10 protein-coding genes are annotated in these 17781 nt (G+C 76.1%); 7 read left to right on the forward strand and 3 right to left on the reverse strand.

Translation table 11 applies throughout. The annotated features are described in order from the left end of the window. Positions 1-31: 31 nt before the first annotated feature. From ACWEO5_RS12750 to ACWEO5_RS12760, 3 genes are all read left to right on the forward strand, one after another. Entirely contained in the window at positions 32-2881 is a 2850-nt protein-coding gene (locus tag ACWEO5_RS12750) for a beta-glucosidase (protein ID WP_452162429.1), read from the forward strand. 145 nt (positions 2882-3026) lie between these two features. Further along, positions 3027-5297, forward strand: a complete 2271-nt coding sequence (gene yicI / locus ACWEO5_RS12755) for an alpha-xylosidase (RefSeq protein ID WP_452162421.1) — start codon at positions 3027-3029, stop codon at positions 5295-5297. 193 nt (positions 5298-5490) lie between these two features. After that, positions 5491-6579: a helix-turn-helix transcriptional regulator gene (locus ACWEO5_RS12760; RefSeq protein WP_452162422.1), complete on the forward strand. Its 1089-nt coding sequence runs from the start codon at positions 5491-5493 to the stop codon at positions 6577-6579. Here ACWEO5_RS12760 and ACWEO5_RS12765 read toward each other — a convergent pair. The 3 genes from ACWEO5_RS12765 to ACWEO5_RS12775 all read right to left on the reverse strand — a co-directional run bounded on the left by ACWEO5_RS12765 (position 6570) and on the right by ACWEO5_RS12775 (position 8379). Next, positions 6570-7568, reverse strand: coding sequence for an SDR family oxidoreductase (locus ACWEO5_RS12765; protein WP_452162423.1), 999 nt, complete (start codon positions 7566-7568; stop codon positions 6570-6572). The genes ACWEO5_RS12760 and ACWEO5_RS12765 overlap by 10 nt on opposite strands. Before the next feature lie 51 nt (positions 7569-7619). Beyond that, complete coding sequence (locus tag ACWEO5_RS12770) at positions 7620-7985, reverse strand: hypothetical protein (protein ID WP_452162424.1); 366 nt, start codon at positions 7983-7985, stop codon at positions 7620-7622. Positions 7986-8052: 67 nt separating this feature from the next. Further along, a complete protein-coding gene (locus ACWEO5_RS12775) occupies positions 8053-8379 on the reverse strand; it encodes a hypothetical protein (RefSeq protein ID WP_452162425.1) in 327 nt (108 codons plus the stop codon). A gap of 121 nt (positions 8380-8500) precedes the next feature. On the opposite strand from ACWEO5_RS12775, the gene ACWEO5_RS12780 reads away from it, so the two are divergent. The 4 genes from ACWEO5_RS12780 to ACWEO5_RS12795 all read left to right on the forward strand — a co-directional run bounded on the left by ACWEO5_RS12780 (position 8501) and on the right by ACWEO5_RS12795 (position 17700). After that, positions 8501-9007, forward strand: coding sequence for a MarR family winged helix-turn-helix transcriptional regulator (locus tag ACWEO5_RS12780; protein WP_452162426.1), 507 nt, complete (start codon positions 8501-8503; stop codon positions 9005-9007). Continuing rightward, the gene (locus ACWEO5_RS12785; RefSeq protein WP_452162430.1) at positions 9004-10287 is read left to right on the forward strand and encodes an MFS transporter; all 1284 of its coding nucleotides are present in this window, start codon (positions 9004-9006) and stop codon (positions 10285-10287) included. The genes ACWEO5_RS12780 and ACWEO5_RS12785 overlap by 4 nt, the downstream gene beginning before the upstream one ends. 220 nt (positions 10288-10507) lie before the next feature. Beyond that, positions 10508-11866 (forward strand): acyltransferase domain-containing protein, encoded by a 1359-nt coding sequence (locus ACWEO5_RS12790; RefSeq protein ID WP_452162427.1) that lies wholly within the window; start codon positions 10508-10510, stop codon positions 11864-11866. Next, positions 11863-17700 carry an SDR family oxidoreductase gene (locus tag ACWEO5_RS12795; RefSeq protein ID WP_452162428.1) on the forward strand — a complete coding sequence of 1946 codons (5838 nt, stop codon included), beginning with the start codon at positions 11863-11865 and terminating at the stop codon, positions 17698-17700. Before ACWEO5_RS12790 ends, ACWEO5_RS12795 begins: the two co-directional genes overlap by 4 nt. Positions 17701-17781: the final 81 nt, after the last annotated feature.

Genomic DNA, 17781 nt, shown 5'->3' on the forward strand with positions numbered 1-17781 from the left:
CGCACCGCACCATCATCCTGGGGTGAGCCCGTTGAGTTCCCCGTCCTCCTCCGCCGCCGAGACCTCGGCCGAGCGGTACCCGTTCCGCGATTCCGCGCTTCCACTGGACAAGCGCGTCGACGATCTGCTGTCCAGGCTCTCCCCCGCCGAGCGCCTGTCGATGCTCCACCAGTACGCCCCCGCCGTGCCCCGGCTGGGCATCGGCGCCTTCCGCACCGGCGCGGAGGCCCTGCACGGCGTCTCCTGGCTGGGCGTGGCCACCGCGTTCCCGCAGGCCGTCGGCCTCGGCGCGAGCTGGGACGAGGAACTGGTCCGCGAGGTCGCCGAGGCGACCTCGATCGAACTGCGCGCCTTCCACCACCACCGCTCCCCCGCCATCGCCCCCGACCGCGGCCCGAACAGCCTGCAGGCGTGGGCCCCGGTGCTGAACCTGCTGCGCGACCCGCGCTGGGGCCGCAACGAGGAGGGCTACTCCGAGGACCCGGTGCACACCGCCCGCCTCGGCGAGGCGTTCTGCCGCGGCCTGGCCGGCGACGACCCGACCTACCTGCGGGCCGCCCCGGTGCTCAAGCACTTCCTCGCGTACAACAACGAGGACGACCGCTGCACCACCTCCTCCGGCCTGCGCCCGCGCGTCCTGCACGAGTACGACCTGGCGGCCTTCAAGCCGGCCGTCGCCTCCGGCGCGGCCACCGGGGTGATGGCCGCGTACAACCTGGTCAACGGCCGCCCCTGCCACGTCTCCCCGCTGCTGGAGACCGAGTTGCGGCGCTGGGCCGAGCCGACCGGCCGGGAGCTGTTCGTGGTCTCCGACGCCGAGGCCCCGTCCAACCTGGTCGACCCGGAGCACTACTTCGACGACCACGCCGAGGGCCACGCGGCCGCGCTGAAGGCGGGCATCGACTCCTTCACCGACCACGGCGAGGACAGCGAGACCGTCATCGGCCGGCTGCGCGACGCCCTGGAGCGCGGCCTGATCGACCAGGAGGACATCGACCTCGCGGTCCGCCGCCAGTTCGAACTCCGCTTCCGGATGGGCGAGTTCGACCCCGAGCTGGACCCGTACGCGCACATCGGCGCCGAGGTGGTCGACAGCGCCCCGCACCGCGCGCTGGCCCGCCGGGCGGCCGCCGAGTCGACCGTCCTGCTGAAGAACACCGGCCTGCTGCCGCTCACCGACCCGGCGAAGAAGATCGCCGTGATCGGCCCGCACGGCGACGCGCTGTTCGAGGACTGGTACTCCGGCACGCTGCCCTACGCGGTCACCGTCGCCGACGGCCTGCGCGCCCGACTCGCCCCCGCGGGCGGCGAGTTGACCGTGCACGAGGGCATCGACCGGATCCTGCTGCGGGCCGCCTCCACCGGCGAGCCGCTGAACGGCACCGCCTTCGACCTAGGCGACTGGGGCCTGGGCGTGCTCACCCTGCGCGCCGTCGACAACGGGCGGTTCCTCTCGGTCAAGGAGGACGGCTCGCTGGTCGCCGACCAGGCCGTCATCAAGAGCTGGGACGTGCACGAGACCTTCCGGCTGGTCGAGGCGGACGGCGGCGCCGTGCTGCTGCAGTCCGTGCTGACCGGCAGGTACGCGGCCGCCGGCACCCTCGCGGTGACCGCCGAGGACGCCACCGGTGCCGAGCGCTTCACCCGCGAACTGCTGCGCGACGGACGGGCGGAGGCCGTCGCCGCGGCCGCCGCCGCCGACCTCGCCGTGGTCGTGCTCGGCAACCACCCGCTGATCCACGGCCGCGAGACCCTGGACCGCCAGGGCATCGCCCTGCCGCCCGCCCAGGAGGAGCTGCTGCGCGCCGTCGCGGCCGTCCGCCCGGACACCGCGCTGATCGTGATGAGCAGCTACCCGTACGCCCTCGACTGGGCCGACGAGCACCTGCCCGCCGTCCTGTGGAGCTCGCACGGCGGCCAGGAGACCGGGCACGCCCTCGCCGACGTGCTGTTCGGCGACGCCGACCCGGCCGGCCGGCTCCCGCAGACCTGGTACCGCGGCGACGACGAGCTGCCGCACCCGCTGGACTACGACATCATCCAGGCGGGCTGGACGTACCAGTACCACGAGGGCGCGCCGCGCTACCCGTTCGGCCACGGCCTGTCCTACGGCACCTTCCAGTACGGCGAGTTGGAGGTCGAATCGGCCACCCTCGGCCGGGACGGCACCGTCCGGGCCGCGCTGACCGTCAGCAACACCGGCAGCCGCGGCGGCACCGAGGTGGTGCAGCTGTACGTGCGCCCGCTGGGGGCCCGCTACCAGGCGCCGCGCCGCCGGCTGGCCGACTTCCGGAAGATCACCCTCGCGCCCGGCCAGAGCCGCCGCCTGGTCTTCGACCTCCCGGCCGCCGCACACCTGGCCCACTGGGACGTCGCCACCGGCGCGTTCACCGTCGACCCGGGCCGCTACCAGCTGCTCGCCGCCGCCTCCGCGGAGGACGTCCGCGCCACCGCGGAGCTCACCGTCGAGGGCGACGCCCCCGCTCCCCGTGCCGTCCTCGGCCGGCGCACCGGGGCGGCCGACTTCGACGCGCACCGGGGCATCGCCCTGGTCGACGCCACCCGGACCGAAGGCGACGCGGTCACCCCGGCCGGCTCCGCCACCGACGCCGAACTCCTGTTCTCCGCCGTCGAGTTGACGGGTGCCCAGGAGGTCTCGACGGAGGTCGCGCTGGACGGCGCCCTGGCCGGCGCGGACGCCGCCGAGCTGGAGTTCGCGGTGGACGGGCAGGTGCTCGCCACCCTCGCCGTCCGGCCGACCGGCGGCCGCTACGCCTGGACGACCGCCACCGCCGCGCTGGCGGCCGCGCCGCACGGCGTGCACGACCTGCGGGTCACCCTGCGCGGGCCGGTCCGGCTCGCCGCCTTCACCGTCGCCTGACCGCGCCGGTGGACCGACCGCCCCGGGAGCGCGACCCGCTTCCGCCCCCGGGGCCGGGCGGGGCCGCGCCCACGCGCACCTGACCGCCGTGGGCGCGGCCCCGCCGCACCCCGCCTTCCTGCCCTCCCGCTTGGAGATCCCCCCGATGAAGTTCACCGACGGCTACTGGCTGATGCGCCCGGGCGTGACCAACCGCTACGCCGCCGAGGTGGCCGACGTCCGCACCGAGTCGGACCGGTTCACCCTCTGGGCGCCGCTGCGCCGGGTCACCAACCGGGCCGACACGCTCAACTCCCCCCTGCTGACCGTGGATTGCCACTCCCCCGCGGAGGGCGTGATCGCCGTCCGGTTCACCCACCACGCCGGGTCGGTCCGCCCCGGCGGCGGCTTCGAACTGGTCAGCCGCACCGACGGCGCGGGCACGGTGGTCCGGGACGGCTCGGTGGTCGAACTCCGTTCCGGCGCGCTGACCTTGCGGGTGGACACCGAGGGGCCGTGGCGGGCCGACTTCCTCTCCGGCGGCGAGTTGCTCACCTCGCTCGGCGAGCGCGGCCTCGGCTTCGCCGTCGACGCCGACGGCAGGCACCACATGGTGGCCCAACTGGCGCTCGGCGTCGGCGAGTCGGTGTACGGCCTGGGCGAGCGGTTCACCCCGTTCGTCAAGAACGGCCAGACGGTGGACATCTGGCAGGCCGACGGCGGCACCAGCAGCGAACAGGCGTACAAGAACGTCCCGTTCCACCTGAGCAGCCGCGGCTACGGCGTGCTGGTCAACCACCCCGGACGGGTCTCCTACGAGGTGGCCTCGGAGGCCGTCGGGCAGGTGCAGTTCAGCGTCGAGGACCAGTCGATGGAGTTCCTGGTCTTCCAGGGGCCCACCCCCAAGGAGGTGCTGACCCGCTACACCGGCCTGCTCGGCCGTCCCGCGCTGCCGCCCGCCTGGGCGCTGGGCCTGTGGCTGTCCACCTCGTTCACCACCGACTACGACGAGGCGACGGTCACCCGGTTCACCCGGGGCATGGCCGAGCGCGGCATCCCGCTGAGCGTCTTCCACTTCGACTGCTTCTGGATGCGCGGCTACCACTGGAGCGACTTCGTCTGGGACCCGGACACCTTCCCGGACCCGGCCGGCATGCTGGCCCGGCTCAAGGAGCAGGGACTCAAGCTGTGCGTGTGGATCAACCCGTACCTGGCGCAGCGCTCCGAGCTGTTCGAGGAGGGGCTGCGCGAGGGCTACCTGGTGCGCCGCACCGACGGCACGGTCTGGCAGTGGGACCTGTGGCAGCCCGGCATGGCGCTGGTCGACTTCACCAACCCGGCGGCGACCGCCTGGTTCACCGAGCGGCTGCGCCGGCTGCTGCACCAGGGCGTGGACTGCTTCAAGACCGACTTCGGCGAGCGGATCCCCACCGACGTGGTGTGGCACGACGGCAGCGACCCGGAGCAGATGCACAACCTGTACACCCAGCGGTACAACGAGGCCGTCTTCGAGCTGCTGCGCGAGGAGCGCGGCGAGGGCGAGGCGGTGCTCTTCGCCCGGTCCGCGACGGCGGGCGGGCAGCAGTTCCCGGTGCACTGGGGCGGCGACTGCGAGTCGACCTTCACCGCGATGGCGGAGTCGCTGCGCGGCGGCCTGTCACTGGGCCTGTCCGGCTTCGGCTTCTGGAGCCACGACATCGGCGGCTTCGAGGGCACCCCGACCGAGGCGCTGTTCAAGCGCTGGGTGCAGTTCGGCCTGCTCTCCTCGCACAGCCGGCTGCACGGCTCCAAGTCGTACCGGGTGCCGTGGGACTACGGCGAGGAGGCGGTCGAGGTCACCCGCGCCTTCACCCGGCTCAAGCACCGCCTCGCCCCCTACCTCCAGCACGCCGCCCAGGAGGCCCACCTGCACGGCACCCCGGTGATGCGGGCGATGCTGCTGGAGTTCCCCGACGACCCGGCGGTGGCGACGCTGGACCGGCAGTACCTGCTCGGCGGCGACCTGCTGGTGGCGCCAGTGTTCACCGAGGAGGGCACGGTCGACTACTACGTGCCCGCGGGCGTCTGGACGAACGTGCTCACCGGCGACGAGGTCACCGGCCCGCGCTGGGTCCGCGAGCGGCACGGCTTCGACACCCTGCCGCTGCTGGCCCGCCCGGACTCGGTGGTCCCGCTGGCCGCCGACGAGAGCCGCCCGGTCTCCGACTGGGCCGACGGCGTCACCCTGCTGGTGCACGCCTTCGCCGACGGCGCCGTGCGCGAGGTCGCCGTCCCGGAGACCTCCGGCACCGGCACGGCGGCCCGCTTCACCGTCCGCCGCGCGGGCGACCGGCTGCTGGTCTCCACCGACAGCGGCAAGCCCTGGAACCTGCGGCACGCGGGCCGCGAGCACGCCTTCCCGGCGGGCACCACCGAGGCCGAACTGCCGCTGGCCTGAGCGCCGTTCACACTTCCCCGGGGGCGGGGCCGCGCCCCCGGGGAACTCCCCCGCCCGAGCCGCGCAGGCGCGTCCGCGCGAGCCGCACGTCCGCGTGGGCCGCGCACGCACGTCCGCTCGCTGCGGATCCGTCCGGGCCGCGCGTTCGGCCTCCCGTACCCGCTCGGGTCGCGGATCGGCGATGCTGGTGCGCATGCGCGCCGCCCGCCTGATCCGCATGGCCCTCCTGCTCCAGTCCACCCCCGGCCTCACCGCCGCCGAACTGGCCCGGGAGCTGGAGGTCTCCGAACGGACCGTCATCCGCGACGTCCAGGCGCTCCAGGACGCCGGGGTCCCGGTCCGGTCGGAGCGCGGCCGGACCGGCGGCTACCGGCTCGCGCCCGGCCACCGCACCCGGCTCACCACGCTGCACCCCACCGAGGCCGAGACCCTGTACCTGTCCGGCCTGCCCTCCGCGCTGCGCGACCTCGGGCTGTCCGACGCGGCCGACACCGCCCGGCTGAAGCTGTCCGCCACCCTGCTGCCCTCGCTGCGGGCGGCCGCCGAGTCCTCGGCCCGGCGCTTCCACCTGGACGCCCCGGCCTGGTTCCGCGAACCGTCCACCCCCGACCTGCTGCCGGAACTGGCCCGCGCCCTCTGGGCGGACCTGGCGGTCGAGTTCGGCTACGCCCGCCCCGGCCGCGAGCCCGGCGCGCCCCGCCGGGTGGAGCCGTACGGGCTGGTCCTGAAGGCGGGCGTCTGGTACCTGGTGGGCCGGGTCCCCGGTCCGGCGGGGAGTCCGGCCTTCCTGACCCACCGCGCCGACCGGATCACCGCGCTGCGCACGCTCCCGGACGGGGCGTTCACCCGCGATCCGTCCTTCGACCTGGCCGCGTACTGGCAGGAGCACAGCGCCCGGTTCGCCCGCTCCCTGCTGCGCGCCGCCGTCACGCTGCGGCTCACCCCGGAGGGCGCGCGCCGCCTGCCCGGGGTCACCGACCCGACCGCGGCCGGCCGGGCGCTGGCCGCCGCACCGGCGCCGGACCCGGAGGGCCGCGTCACCCTCGAACTCGCCGTGGAGTCCGAGGAGATCGCGTTCGCCGAACTGGTCCGGCTCGGCGCGGACGCCGAGGTGCTCGCCCCGCCCGCCCTCCGCGCCCGCTTCGCCCGGCACGCCCGGTCCCTCGCCGCGCTCTACCGCGACGCGGCAGCGGAACCGGACGCGGACCCGGACGCGGACCCGGACCCGGGCGCGGAGCCGGGCGCGGAGCCGGGCTCAGGCCCCGCCGGTTCTCAGCGGTAGTCCTCCGCCGAAACCGGGTGCCCCTGCTCCCCCTGCTCCTCCCGCTTCCCCTGCTCCTCCAGCGCCGCGAAGTACGCCCAGGCGTCCGGCCGGCTGCCGTCCGCGTCCGTGACGCCGTAGACCCGGGCGAGTTCGGCGCTGGAGGTGGACTTCCGGTTCCACCGCTCGGCCCGGCGCGGGTCGGCGGCCAGCGCGGCCACCCCGCGGGCGAGGTACTGCGGCGATTCCGCGATCGCGAAGGTCGGCTCGACGGCGATGACGTCCCGCCAGCTCCGCTCCGCCGCGCCGAAGTGCGCGAGCATCTGCTCGGAGCGCAGGAAGCCCGGCGTCACGCAGACCGCCGTGCCGCCGTACTCCGCCAGTTCCCGGCCCAGCCCGTAGGCCATCCGGATCGGGGCGTTCTTCGCCAGGTCGTAGTAGAGGTTCTCCCGGTACCGGCGGTTGTACTCCGCCGTGCCGTCGGTGACCTCCACCAGCACCGGCCCGTCCGAGCGCACCAGCAGCGGCAGGCCGAGCGCCGCCGTGACGACGTGCGAGCGGACGCCGAGCTCCAGGACCCGCAGGCCGTCGGCGAGCGGGGTCTCCCAGCTCTTCTTCCCGAAGATCGACCCGGCCGTCAGGTGCTCGCCGCCCCACAGGTCGTTGACCAGGACGTCGAGGTGCCCGTGCTCCGCCTCGATCCGCCCGAACAGTGCCCGCACCTGCTCCTCGTCCAGGTGGTCGGTGGGCACCGCGATCCCGGTGCCGCCGGCCGCCGTCACCAGTTCCCCGGTCTCCTCGATCGTCTCGGTCGTCCGGCCGACCTCGCTCACCCGGGCGCGGGTGGTCCGCCCGGTCACGTAGACCGTCGCGCCCGCCCGGCCGAGTTCCACCGCCAGCGCCCGGCCGGCGCCCCGGGTGGCGCCCGCGACCAGGGCGATCCGGCCGGTCAGCGGGCGGGCGGGGAGGCTGTCGCGGGAGCGTTCACCGGCATCGTTCATGTTCTCCATGCCTTCAACGATCGACCCCAAAGGTGACAGAACGCGTCACCTTTCTTTTCTTCACCATTCGATCACGTCCCCAGCGATCGGCGCGTCCGGGGGCGCGTCCGCGAACTCGACGTCGGAGGCCGGTCCCGTCCGCTCCAGCGCCGCCGTCCACTCGGCCATCCGCTCGGGGTCCACGAAGCCGCCGAAGGACACCGGCGCCCCGGGGGCGAGCGTGAGTTCCGCGTACGCGCACTCGACCCGGTACTCGTCCGAGGCCGACCTGCGCACCCGCCATCCGGCCCGGTAGAACGCCTCGGCCGCGCTCCGCGCGTCGGCCGCCCCCGGCAGGAAGCCCCACACGTTGTCGCCGAGGCCGATCCGTTCGAGGGCGGCGGCGTCCAAGCGCGGCCCGTCCGTCCCGCCCGAGGTGAAGTCCATGCCGGAGGCTACCGAACGGGCGGCCGCCCCCGCCGCCGGTTTCGGCCCGCGGCCCGGCTCACCGCGCTCACCGCCCGTCGTCGCCCGGTTCCCCGGGCAGCAAGCCGCCGTTGACGGCCCGCCGCCACAGGCGGTGGCGCCACTCGTCCGTCTCCGGATCGGGGCGGACGGTCACCGCCGGACCGGGGCCGGTCTCGATCAGGTGCAGCAGCGTCCAGGCGACGCCGTAGCAGTCGTCGGGGCCGAAGCAGTCGGCCAGGGCGGCCGCCTCCTCCGCCGTGACCGGCCGCGGGATCGCCTCGATCTGCCCGCCCCGCCGGTCGATCTCCGCTTCCTCCGCGTCCCAGTCGGGCAGTGGGCCGTCGGCGGCGAACGCCCGCACTTCAGGTCTCATGACCCCATTCTCCTGCCGGGCGTTCGCCCGTCGACCACCCTTCCCCGCCGGGTCCTTCCGCGTCCGTCTGGTTCCCCGCCAAATCCAACAGCACTTATACAAGCACTGTTACGATTGCGCCATGACCGAGAACCCGTCTCCCGGCACCGACCCCACCGAGCAGAGCCTGTGGCGCCCGCTGCGCCTGCTGCAGGACGCGATCGAGGCCGACATCGCCCGGGTGTACGCCGAGGCACCCGTCGAGGGGCTGCGGTCGAGCTTCGTGATGGAGCTGCTGCGACTGCACGCCCGCGGGCCGATGACCATCACCGAGCTGGCCGAGTCGGTGCACCGCACGCATTCGGCGCTCAGCCAGAAGGTGGCCGCGATGCGGCGGGCCGGGTGGGTGGAGACGCTGCCGGGGGAGGACGCCCGGAGCAAGCGGGTCGCGCTGACGCCGAAGGCCCGGGAGGTGGTCGGGCGGCTGGCGGCCGAGTGGGAGGCCACCGAGGCCGCGCTGGTCGAGCTGGAGGCCGAACTGCCGTACCCGCTCAGCCGGGTGGTGGCGGACATCGAGCAGGCGCTGGCCCGCCGTGGCTTCCACGACCGGCTCACCGCGAAGCTCGCCGAGGACCCGCGGTGGCGGTGACCGGACGGCGGCTGCTGCTCGACCTCGCCCCGCTGCGCGGTTCGGCGGCGTTCCGGCGGCTCTGGACCGGCGGGGCGATGTCCGGCTTCGGCAGCCAACTGGCCCTGGTCGCAGTGGTGTTCCAGGTCTGGGAGGACACCCGCAGTACGGTGTGGACCGGCGCGGTGGGCCTGGCGCAGGCGTTGCCGCTGCTGCTGCTCGGGATGTTCGCGGGCGCGCTGGTGGACCGCGCGGACCGGCGGGCGCTGTACCTGCTGTCCGTCGCCGGGCAGGCGGGGTGCGCGCTGCTGCTCGCCGCGCAGGCGGTGCTGGGGTACTTCCCGGCCGCCGGGGTGATCGGGCTGGTGGCCGGGCAGTCGGTGTTCGCCACCGTCGCGGGCCCGGCCTCCCGGACGTTCCTGCCCCGGCTGCTCCCGCCCGAACAGCTGGCGGCGGGCCTGGCCCTGAACCGCGTCGCCTTCCAGGGCGCGATGCTGCTCGGTCCCGCGCTGGGCGGCCTGCTGCTGGCGGGCGTCGGCGCGGGCGGCTGCTACCTGGTCGACGCGCTGAGCTTCGCGGCCGCCCTGTACGCGGTCTTCCGGCTGCCGCCGATGCGCCCGGACGCGGCCGAACGGCCGGCCGACCGGACCGGATCGCGCGACGTCCGGGAGGGGCTGGCGTTCCTGGCCCGGACGCCCGTCGTCCGGGCCGCGCTGCTCACCGACCTGGCCGCCACCGTGCTGTCGATGCCGATCAGCCTGTTCCCGCTGGTCAACGCGGAGCGCTTCGACGGCGGGCCGCGCACCCTGGGCCTGTTCCTGAGCGCGATCGCGGTGGGCGGTGTCGCCGCGTCGGTCTGCTCGGGGGCGTTCACCCGGCGGCCGAACCAGTCGGCGGTGATGCTCGGCGCCGCCGCGACCTGGGGCGTCGCGCTGGCACTGTTCGGCCTGGTGTCCGACCCGTGGGCGGGGCTGGCGCTGCTCGCGCTGGCCGGCGCGGCGGACACCGTCTCCGTGGTCGCCCGCGGCACCGTCGTCCAACTGCACACCCCGGACCGGCTGTTGGGGCGGGTCGGGGCGGCCGAGCAGATCGTCGGACAGGCCGGCCCGGACGTGGGCAACCTGCGCGGCGGCCTGGTCGCCTCCGTGACCTCCGGCAGCACCGCCCTGGTCAGCGGCGGCCTGCTCTGCGTCGCCGCCGTGACACTGATCGGGTGCGGCACCCCGGGGCTGCGCCGCACCGGGGGAGCCGCCCCGGGCCGCCCGCCCGGCTCGACCACCCCCGATCTCCCGTTCGACTGAGCGGCGTTCGAACTGATCACCGACTCCACCGCACCCGTGTGGGTGATGACCGCCGTCACCCGCACGGGTAACGTCAATGTGCGTGTGCGCAGGAGGGCAGCAGCCCGATCCGCGCCCGATTCCCCCTCCTTCCCTTCCCCTCTCCGCGCCCTCCGGGCCGGTGCGCGCCGCTGCGCGCGTTCCCCTGCTTCCAAGTGTCGCTCTGTGTCGAGGAGTTGCTTTGGTCGAGCACTGCGCTTTCGTGTTCCCCGGCCAGGGGGCCTACCTGCCGGGCGGGTTGGCCCGGCTCGCCGAGGACGAGCCGCTGGTCTCGGAGACCCTGCGGGAGCTGGACGCGGCCGCGGCCCGGCTCGGCCGGTCCGCCCCGTCCCGGCTCCTGCTCGACGAACGGGCCCCGGCCCTGGAGGAGTTGGTCCGGGACCGCCCCGCCGAGCTGCACCTGGCCCTGTTCGCCGCCGGGACGGCCCTGTTCCGACTCCTGACGGAACGTCACCACCTGCTCCCGGACGTCCTGTTGGGCCACAGCTTCGGTGAGCTGGTCGCCCTCACCGCCGCCGGGGTGTACGACCCGGCGGACGGGCTGGCCCTGGTGGCCGCGCGCGACGAGGCGTTCGCCGCCCGGCCGCCGGAGCCCGGCGGGATGCTGGCCCTGGAGCTGTCCGCCACCCGGACGGAGGCCCTGCTGTGCGGGCTCGGCGAGTGGGAGGTGACGGTGGCCGCCGACAACAGCCCGCGCCAGTGCGTGGTCTCCGGCCCGACCGGGGCGCTGGAACGGGTGCGCCGACAGGCCGGGGCGGTGGGCGTCCGGGCCGGCCTGCTGTCCGTCCCGTACGCCTTCCACCACCGCCTACTGGCCCCCGTGGCGGGCGAGTTCAGCCACCGGGCGGGCGCGCTGCGGGCCGGGCCGGCCCGGCACCTGCTGCACTCGGCGATCCTCGGCCGGCGGGTGGACGGCGACGACGCGGTCGCCGAACTGGTCGCCGCGCACCTGGTGCGCCCCACCCGGTTCACCGACGCGGTGCGCCTGCTGCACGCGCAGGGCGTGGAACTGTTCGTGGAGTGCGGCCCGCGCGGCGTGCTCAGCGCCCTGGTGACGGCAACGGTGCCCGGCGTCCGGACGTTCGCACCCCTGCGCCGCCGGACCAGCGGCCCCGAACTCGCCGCCGAGATAGCCGCGTTGAACGCCGACCGCCCCGCACCGCCCCCGCCCTCGCCGCCGCTTCCGCCCCCGCCCCCGCCCCCGTTTCCGGCAGCCGCGTCCGCGTCCCCGCCCGCACCCGTCCGGGCCCGCGAACCGGTCGCCGACTCCCTGCCCGAACCCGGTGAAGTCGTGTCCGTCCTGCGGGAGTTGTACGCGGTGGCGCTCGGCTACCCGCCCGAGGTGCTGACCGGGGACGCCGACCTGGAGGCCGACCTGGGCGTCGACTCGATCAAGCAGACCGAGCTGTTCGCCCAGGCCGCCGCCCGCTTCGGCCGCACCCTGCCGGAGGAGGGCTCCCGGCTGACCAGCCACACCACCCTGGACGCGCTGGCGGAGCTGCTGCGCACCCTGCCCACCGCCCCGGGGGTGTCGGCATGAGCGGCGCCCCGAACCGACCTGGCGGCACCGCGCAGGACCTGACCGGCAAGGTCGCGCTGGTCACCGGCGGCGGCAAGGGCGTGGGGGCGGCGATCAGCCGCGAACTGGCCGCGCGCGGCGCCCTGGTGGTGGTCAACCACTTCCACTCGCCGCAGGCCGCCGAGGAGACGGTCGCCGCGATCCGGGCAGCGGGCGGGCGGGCCGAGGCGCTGCGGGGCAGCGTCGCCAAGCCCGAGCAGGTGGCGGCGGTGTTCGCCACGCTGGCCGAACGGCACGGCGGCCTGGACGTCCTGGTGAACAACGCGGCGCGGGGCGTGTTCGCCCGCTACGACGACCTCACCGAGACCGAGTGGCAGCGGGCGCTGGACACCAACCTGCACGGCGCCCGCCGGTGCGCGCTGGCGGCGGCGCCGCTGATGGCCGCCCGGGGCGGCGGGTCGATCGTGAACGTGTCCTCCATCGGCGCGGGGCTGGCGATGGACAACTACCTGCTGGTGGGCGTCTGCAAGGCCGCCCTGGAGGCGCTCACCCGCTACCTGGCCGCCGACCTGGGGCCGGTCGGCATCCGGGTGAACACCGCCTCGGCCGGGCTGCTGGACAACCCGACGGCCGCACTCTTCCCGGACGCGGACGCCCTGCGGGCGACCTGTGCGGCGGCCGCCCCGCTCGGCGGGGTCGGCCGCGAGGAGGACCTGGCCCGACTGGTGGCCTTCCTCGCCTCGCCGCAGTCGCGCTGGATCTCGGGACAGTGCCTGCTCGCCGACGGCGGGCTCTCGGTCGGCCGGGCCATGCTCACCCCCCGAAGCCCCGATCCCACCAAGGCGGTTGAGCCCACCCCGGCCCCCACCACGACTCCCGCCCCGGCCCCCACCACGACCCGCGCCCCGGCGTCCGCTCCGGTGCCCTTCCTGGCCCCTTCCGCCCCCGTCCGGGGCGCCGACCGGACGGTCGCCGTGGTCGGCACCGGCCTGGTCGCCCCGGGAGCCGGTGACCCGGAGGAGCTGTGGCAGCGGCTGGTGGAGGGCGTCCCGCAGTTCGGCGAGCCCGGCGAGCGCTTCCCGCTGGAGCACTTCTGGTCCGCCGGGGACGCGCCGGACCGCACCTACAGCCGGGTGGCCGGCTACCTCCGTCCGGCGCCCGACCCCGCCGAGGACTTCCTCACCGCCTGGACGCGCACCGCACTGCTCCAGTGCGGCGCGCCGACGCTCGCCGCCCGCGAGGGAGTTCGCACCGCCTGCTTCGCCGGGGCCTGGGCCGAGGGGTCGCAGCACCTGGAGGAGAGCGTGCTGGTGGAGGCCGCCGTCACCGGCCTCGCCGCGCACTGGCCCGGCCCGTCCGACCTCCCGCCGGCGACCCTGCGGGCCCGGCTGCGGCACCGGCTGCGCGCCGCCTACCGGCACGCGGGGCCCCCCGGGGAGCACCTGCCGCTCGCCGCCGTCCGCACCGCCGTGGCCGCGCTGCTGCCGGGACCGGTGCCCGTCCAGGTGGTCGACACGGCCTGCTCCTCCGCCCTGTACGCGATCGACCTGGGTGCCCGGGCGCTGCTCGACGGCGAGTGCGAACTCGCGCTGTGCGGCGGGGCGTTCTCGCTCGGGCCGCGCTACAGCGTGCTGTTCTCCCGACTGCGCGGGCTGAGCCGCTCGGGTGCGGTGCGGGCCTTCGACGCGGACGCCGACGGGGTGCTGTTCTCCGACGGGGCGGCGTTCGTCGCGCTCAAGCGGCTGGACGCGGCGCTGGCCGACGGCGACCGGGTGCTGGGCGTCCTGGCCGGGTTCGGCGCCGCCTCGGACGGGCGGGGCCGGGCCGTGCACGCGCCCAACGCCTCCGGTCAGCAGCGGGCGCTGGCCCGGGCGCGGGCGGTGTCGGGGCTGCCCGCCGAGCGGGTCGACTGGGTGGTGGCGCACGCCACCGGGACGCCGGTCGGTGACGGGGTCGAACGCGGCGTGCTGTCCGAGCAACTGCCGCACGCCTGGTGCACCTCGAACAAGTCGGTGGTCGGGCACACCGGTTGGGCGGCCGGCGCGGTCTCGGTGGTGCACGCGCTGCAGGGCCTCGCGCACTCCGCCGTCCCGCCGCAGGTCCCGTACCGGGCCCCGGACGGCGCGCCGCCGCTGCGGGTGCCGACCGACCCGGTGCCCTGGCCCCGCCCGGCGGACCGGCCGCGCACGGTGGGGGTGTCGGCGTTCGGCTTCGGCGGCACCAACGGGCACCTGCTGCTCCAGGACGCCCCGCGCCCGGGCGAGAGCGCCCCGCCGTCGCTGCCCGCCCCGCTGCCGGACGACCCGGTGGTGCTGGTCGCCTGGTCGGCCCACCTGCCGGGGGATCCGGACCTCGCAACCAGCCTGACGTCTGATCAGAACCCTTCTCACCTGCGCTCGTTCGGATCGCCCTACCCCCTCCCGCCGTTCGAAGCGGTGCGGCTGCCCGCCCGGACCGTCGCGCGCGTCGACCGGGCGCAACTGATGGCGCTGCAGGCCGTGGCCGCCCTGGTCCGGCCGGGCGTCCCGCCCTGGTGGGAGGGACTCCGGGAAGGCTGCGGGGTGTTCGCCGCACACACCGGCGTACCGGCGGCCTCACCCGACCTCACCGTCCGCTGCCACACCACCGCGCTGGCGGCCGCGCTCGAACTCCGTTCACCGGACGACGACTTGGACCGAGCCGCGCTGCGCGCCGCCACCACGTCCTTTCTCGACGCGGTGCGCGGCCGCACCGACCCGGCGGAGGACACCCTGGCCGGTCTGATGCCGAACGTGATCCCGGCCCGGGTCGCGGCCCGGTACGACCTGCACGGGCCGACCATGACGCTCGACACCGGCCCCACCTCGGGCCGCACCGCCCTGCGAGCGGCGGCCGCGCACCTGCGGCGCGGCGAGCTGGAACTGGCGCTGGTGCTGGGCGTCAACGGCGTCTCCGGCCCCGACTGCCCCGACGATCTCGACGATCTCGACGGCCGTGAAACCCCCGACGCCCACGCCCACGCCGACGTTCACGACACCCCCGAACCGGCCACGGCGGAGGGCGCGTTCGCGGTGGTCCTCACCCGGGCCTCGATCGCGCGCGCCCGGCAGTGGCCGGTGCTCGACACGCTCGACGCCGTCCTCGCCGAACTGGAGCAGCCCGAGCGGCCCCCGGCCGGGTCCGACCGGTGGAGCTACCCGGGCGCGGACGACCTGCTGGCCGCCGTCCGCCACCTGGCCGCCCGCCACCCCGCCCCCGGCCTTCCCGCCCCCGACCGTCCCGACGCTGCCCTTCGCACCGCCGACCTTCCCGCCGCCCAACACCCCGAGCTGCCGCAGCCTCCCGCCCTCCCCCGGCCGCTGACCTGGCGGCACACCCTGTCCTGGCAGCCCGCCGGCCTCCCCCAGCAACGGCAACTCCCCTTCCCGGCCGACACCTTGCTGATCACCGGCACCGCGCAGGAGTCCGCCCTCCGGGCCGCCGCGCCCGGCGTCCGGCTGCTCGCCGTCGGGGCGGACGAGGACCCGGGACGGGCCGTCGACCGCCTCCTGGCCGGGCGTCCGGCGGGGTTCCGGCACCTGCGGGTGGTCGCCGACCTGCACGCGGGGCCGCCGTGGCCCGCGCCGCCGACGGCCGAACTGCTGGCCGTGCAGGAGGCGGCGTTCTGGGCGGTGCGCCGACTCCGCGACGGCCTCGCCACCTTGGCGGTCGGCGCGGCCGCCCCGTTCCGCGCGGGCGAACCCGCGCCGCACGCCCACCTGTTCACCGGGTTCGTCAAGTCGCTGGCCTGGGAGCTGACGGAGTGCACCGTCCGCGCGCTGGTCTCCGACCGCGCCGACCCGGCGGCCGTGCTGGCCGCGCTGGAGGGTGAACTCGCCCGCCCGGCCGACGGGTTGCCCGTGGCCCGGCACCGTGACGGCGTCCGCCTGGTGCAGCGCCTGACCGCGTCCGCCGCCGACCCCCGGCCGGGCGACGACGGGGTGCCGCTGCCGCCGCACCCGGTGGTGGTGGCCACCGGCGGCGCGCGCGGCATCACCGCCGCCTGCCTGCTCGGCCTGGCCGGCCGACTCCCGCTCCGGGTGCACCTGGTGGGGTCCGGCCGGCCCGCCGAGGTGCCGGCGGAACTGCTGGACGCCCCGGACGCGGAGCTGCCCGCGGCCCGGGCCCGCCACATCACCGCCGAGCGGTCCCGGACCCCGGAGCGCCCGGTCGGCGAGATCAGCGCCGACTTCGACCGGCTGTTGCACGCCCGCGAGTCCGCGCTGACGCTGCGCGCGCTGCGGGCGTCCTGCGGGGCCGAGCACGTGCACTTCCACACCTGCGACGTGACCGACCAGGCCGCCGTCCGGGCCGTCGCCGAGGCGGTCCGGGCCCGGGAGGGGCGGGTGGACCTGCTGGTGAACGGCGCGGGGCTGCACCACCCGGGCGACATCACCCGCAAGACGCTGCCGGGCATGCGCCGGATCCGCGACGTCAAGCTCTCCGGCTACCACCACCTGCGCGCCGCGTTCGACGGCCCGCTCGCCCCGGGGCTGTGGTGCAACTTCGGCTCGGTCACCGGCGTGGCCGGTCTGCCGGGCGAGAGCGACTACTCCCCCGCCAACGACTTCCTCTCCGCCGCCGCCCAATCATCTTCCGACGGACGGGAGTTCACCATCGCCTGGACGATCTGGGACGAGACCGGCCTCGGCTCCGGCCCGGTCGTCCAGTCGTACACGGCCCGCACCGCGCGGCTGTCCCGGATGAGCACCGCCGAGGGCGTCGGGCACTTCCTGGCTGAACTGCGCCGCCGCGCGCAACCGGAGGGCCGGACCGACCGGCTGGTCACCTTCGTCGGCACCGCCGAGCACCGCTCCTTCGACACCCGTTTCCCCGGCCTGCGCACACCCTCCGCCACTTCCACCGCCCCCACCACCCCGGAGGCCACCACCCCGGAAGCCGCCGCCCCGGGCCTGCTCGGCCCGCCCGCCAGGCTCGAACCCGGCCACGGCGTCTGGGAGTTGCTGCTCGACCTGGACACCCACGCCTTCCTCCGCCACCACTTGGTGGACGGCCGCCCGACCGTGCCGGGCGTCCTGCTGGCCGAGCTCGCCGCCCAGGCCGCCCGCACCCTCTGCCCGGGGCTGCCGGTCCGCGGCCTCGACCGGCTGGCCTTCCGCACCTGGGTCCGCGCCCGCACCGACGGTCGCCCCGCCCGCTTCCGGATCGAAGCCCGCCTCCGCCCGTCCCCCTCGTCCCATCCGTCCCCCTCGCCCCGCCCGGGGCGCGCCGTGCACGTGAGCATCCGCTCGGACGTGGTGGCGCCGGACGGACGGGTGCTGGCCGCCGACCGCGAACACTTCCGCGCCACCGTCCAACTCGGCGGTCCCGCGCCGCTGTTCACCCCCCACGCCCCATCCTCCGACCAGCCCGCCCCCACCTCCGACCCCGGCCCCTCCTACGATCCGTACTACGACCCGTCCTCGCCCGTCGTCCTCACCGGCCCCTTCCGCGCCACCGACGGGTGCCGCGCCACCGGCACGGGCACCGCCGCCCACTGGCGGCCCGACCCGGACGCCCTGACCGCGCTGCCCCGGCTCGGCACCCCGGCGGTGCTGCTGGACAGCCTGGCCCGCACCCCGGCCCTCGCGCCCGACCCGGACGGGCGGCACCCCGTCGCGGTGCCCCGGCACATCGAGCGGATCGCCCTGCACCGGCCGGGCGACGACCACGACCTGCTGCTCGCCCACCCGGAGGGGCTGTGGCTGCACCACTCGGCCGCGACCGGCACCAGCACCGCCCGGACGGCGGACGGCCTGGTGGTCGCTCAGCTCACCGGCCTGCACGCCACCGTCCTGACCCGGCTCCGGCCGCCCGCCCCGTGCTCCCGGCCCTGAGCGGCGCGCGGCACCGCCGGCTGGCCACCGCTGCGGGCTGACGTGCCACCAGAGGTCGACCGGGCCCGCGGCGGTGGCCAG

This window comes from Kitasatospora sp. NPDC004272 (assembly GCF_053603035.1).

Bases quoted from the DNA above. Each gene is read 5' to 3' on its own strand.
- ACWEO5_RS12775 (WP_452162425.1), bottom strand. From the start codon at position 8,379: ATGAGACCTGAAGTGCGGGCGTTCGCCGCCGACGGCCCACTGCCCGAC.
- ACWEO5_RS12765 (WP_452162423.1), bottom strand. From the start codon at position 7,568: ATGGAGAACATGAACGATGCCGGTGAACGCTCCCGCGACAGCCTCCCC.
- ACWEO5_RS12770 (WP_452162424.1), bottom strand. From the start codon at position 7,985: ATGGACTTCACCTCGGGCGGGACGGACGGGCCGCGCTTGGACGCCGCC.
- ACWEO5_RS12795 (WP_452162428.1), top strand. From the start codon at position 11,863: ATGAGCGGCGCCCCGAACCGACCTGGCGGCACCGCGCAGGACCTGACC.
- yicI (WP_452162421.1), top strand. From the start codon at position 3,027: ATGAAGTTCACCGACGGCTACTGGCTGATGCGCCCGGGCGTGACCAAC.
- ACWEO5_RS12780 (WP_452162426.1), top strand. From the start codon at position 8,501: ATGACCGAGAACCCGTCTCCCGGCACCGACCCCACCGAGCAGAGCCTG.
- ACWEO5_RS12760 (WP_452162422.1), top strand. From the start codon at position 5,491: ATGCGCGCCGCCCGCCTGATCCGCATGGCCCTCCTGCTCCAGTCCACC.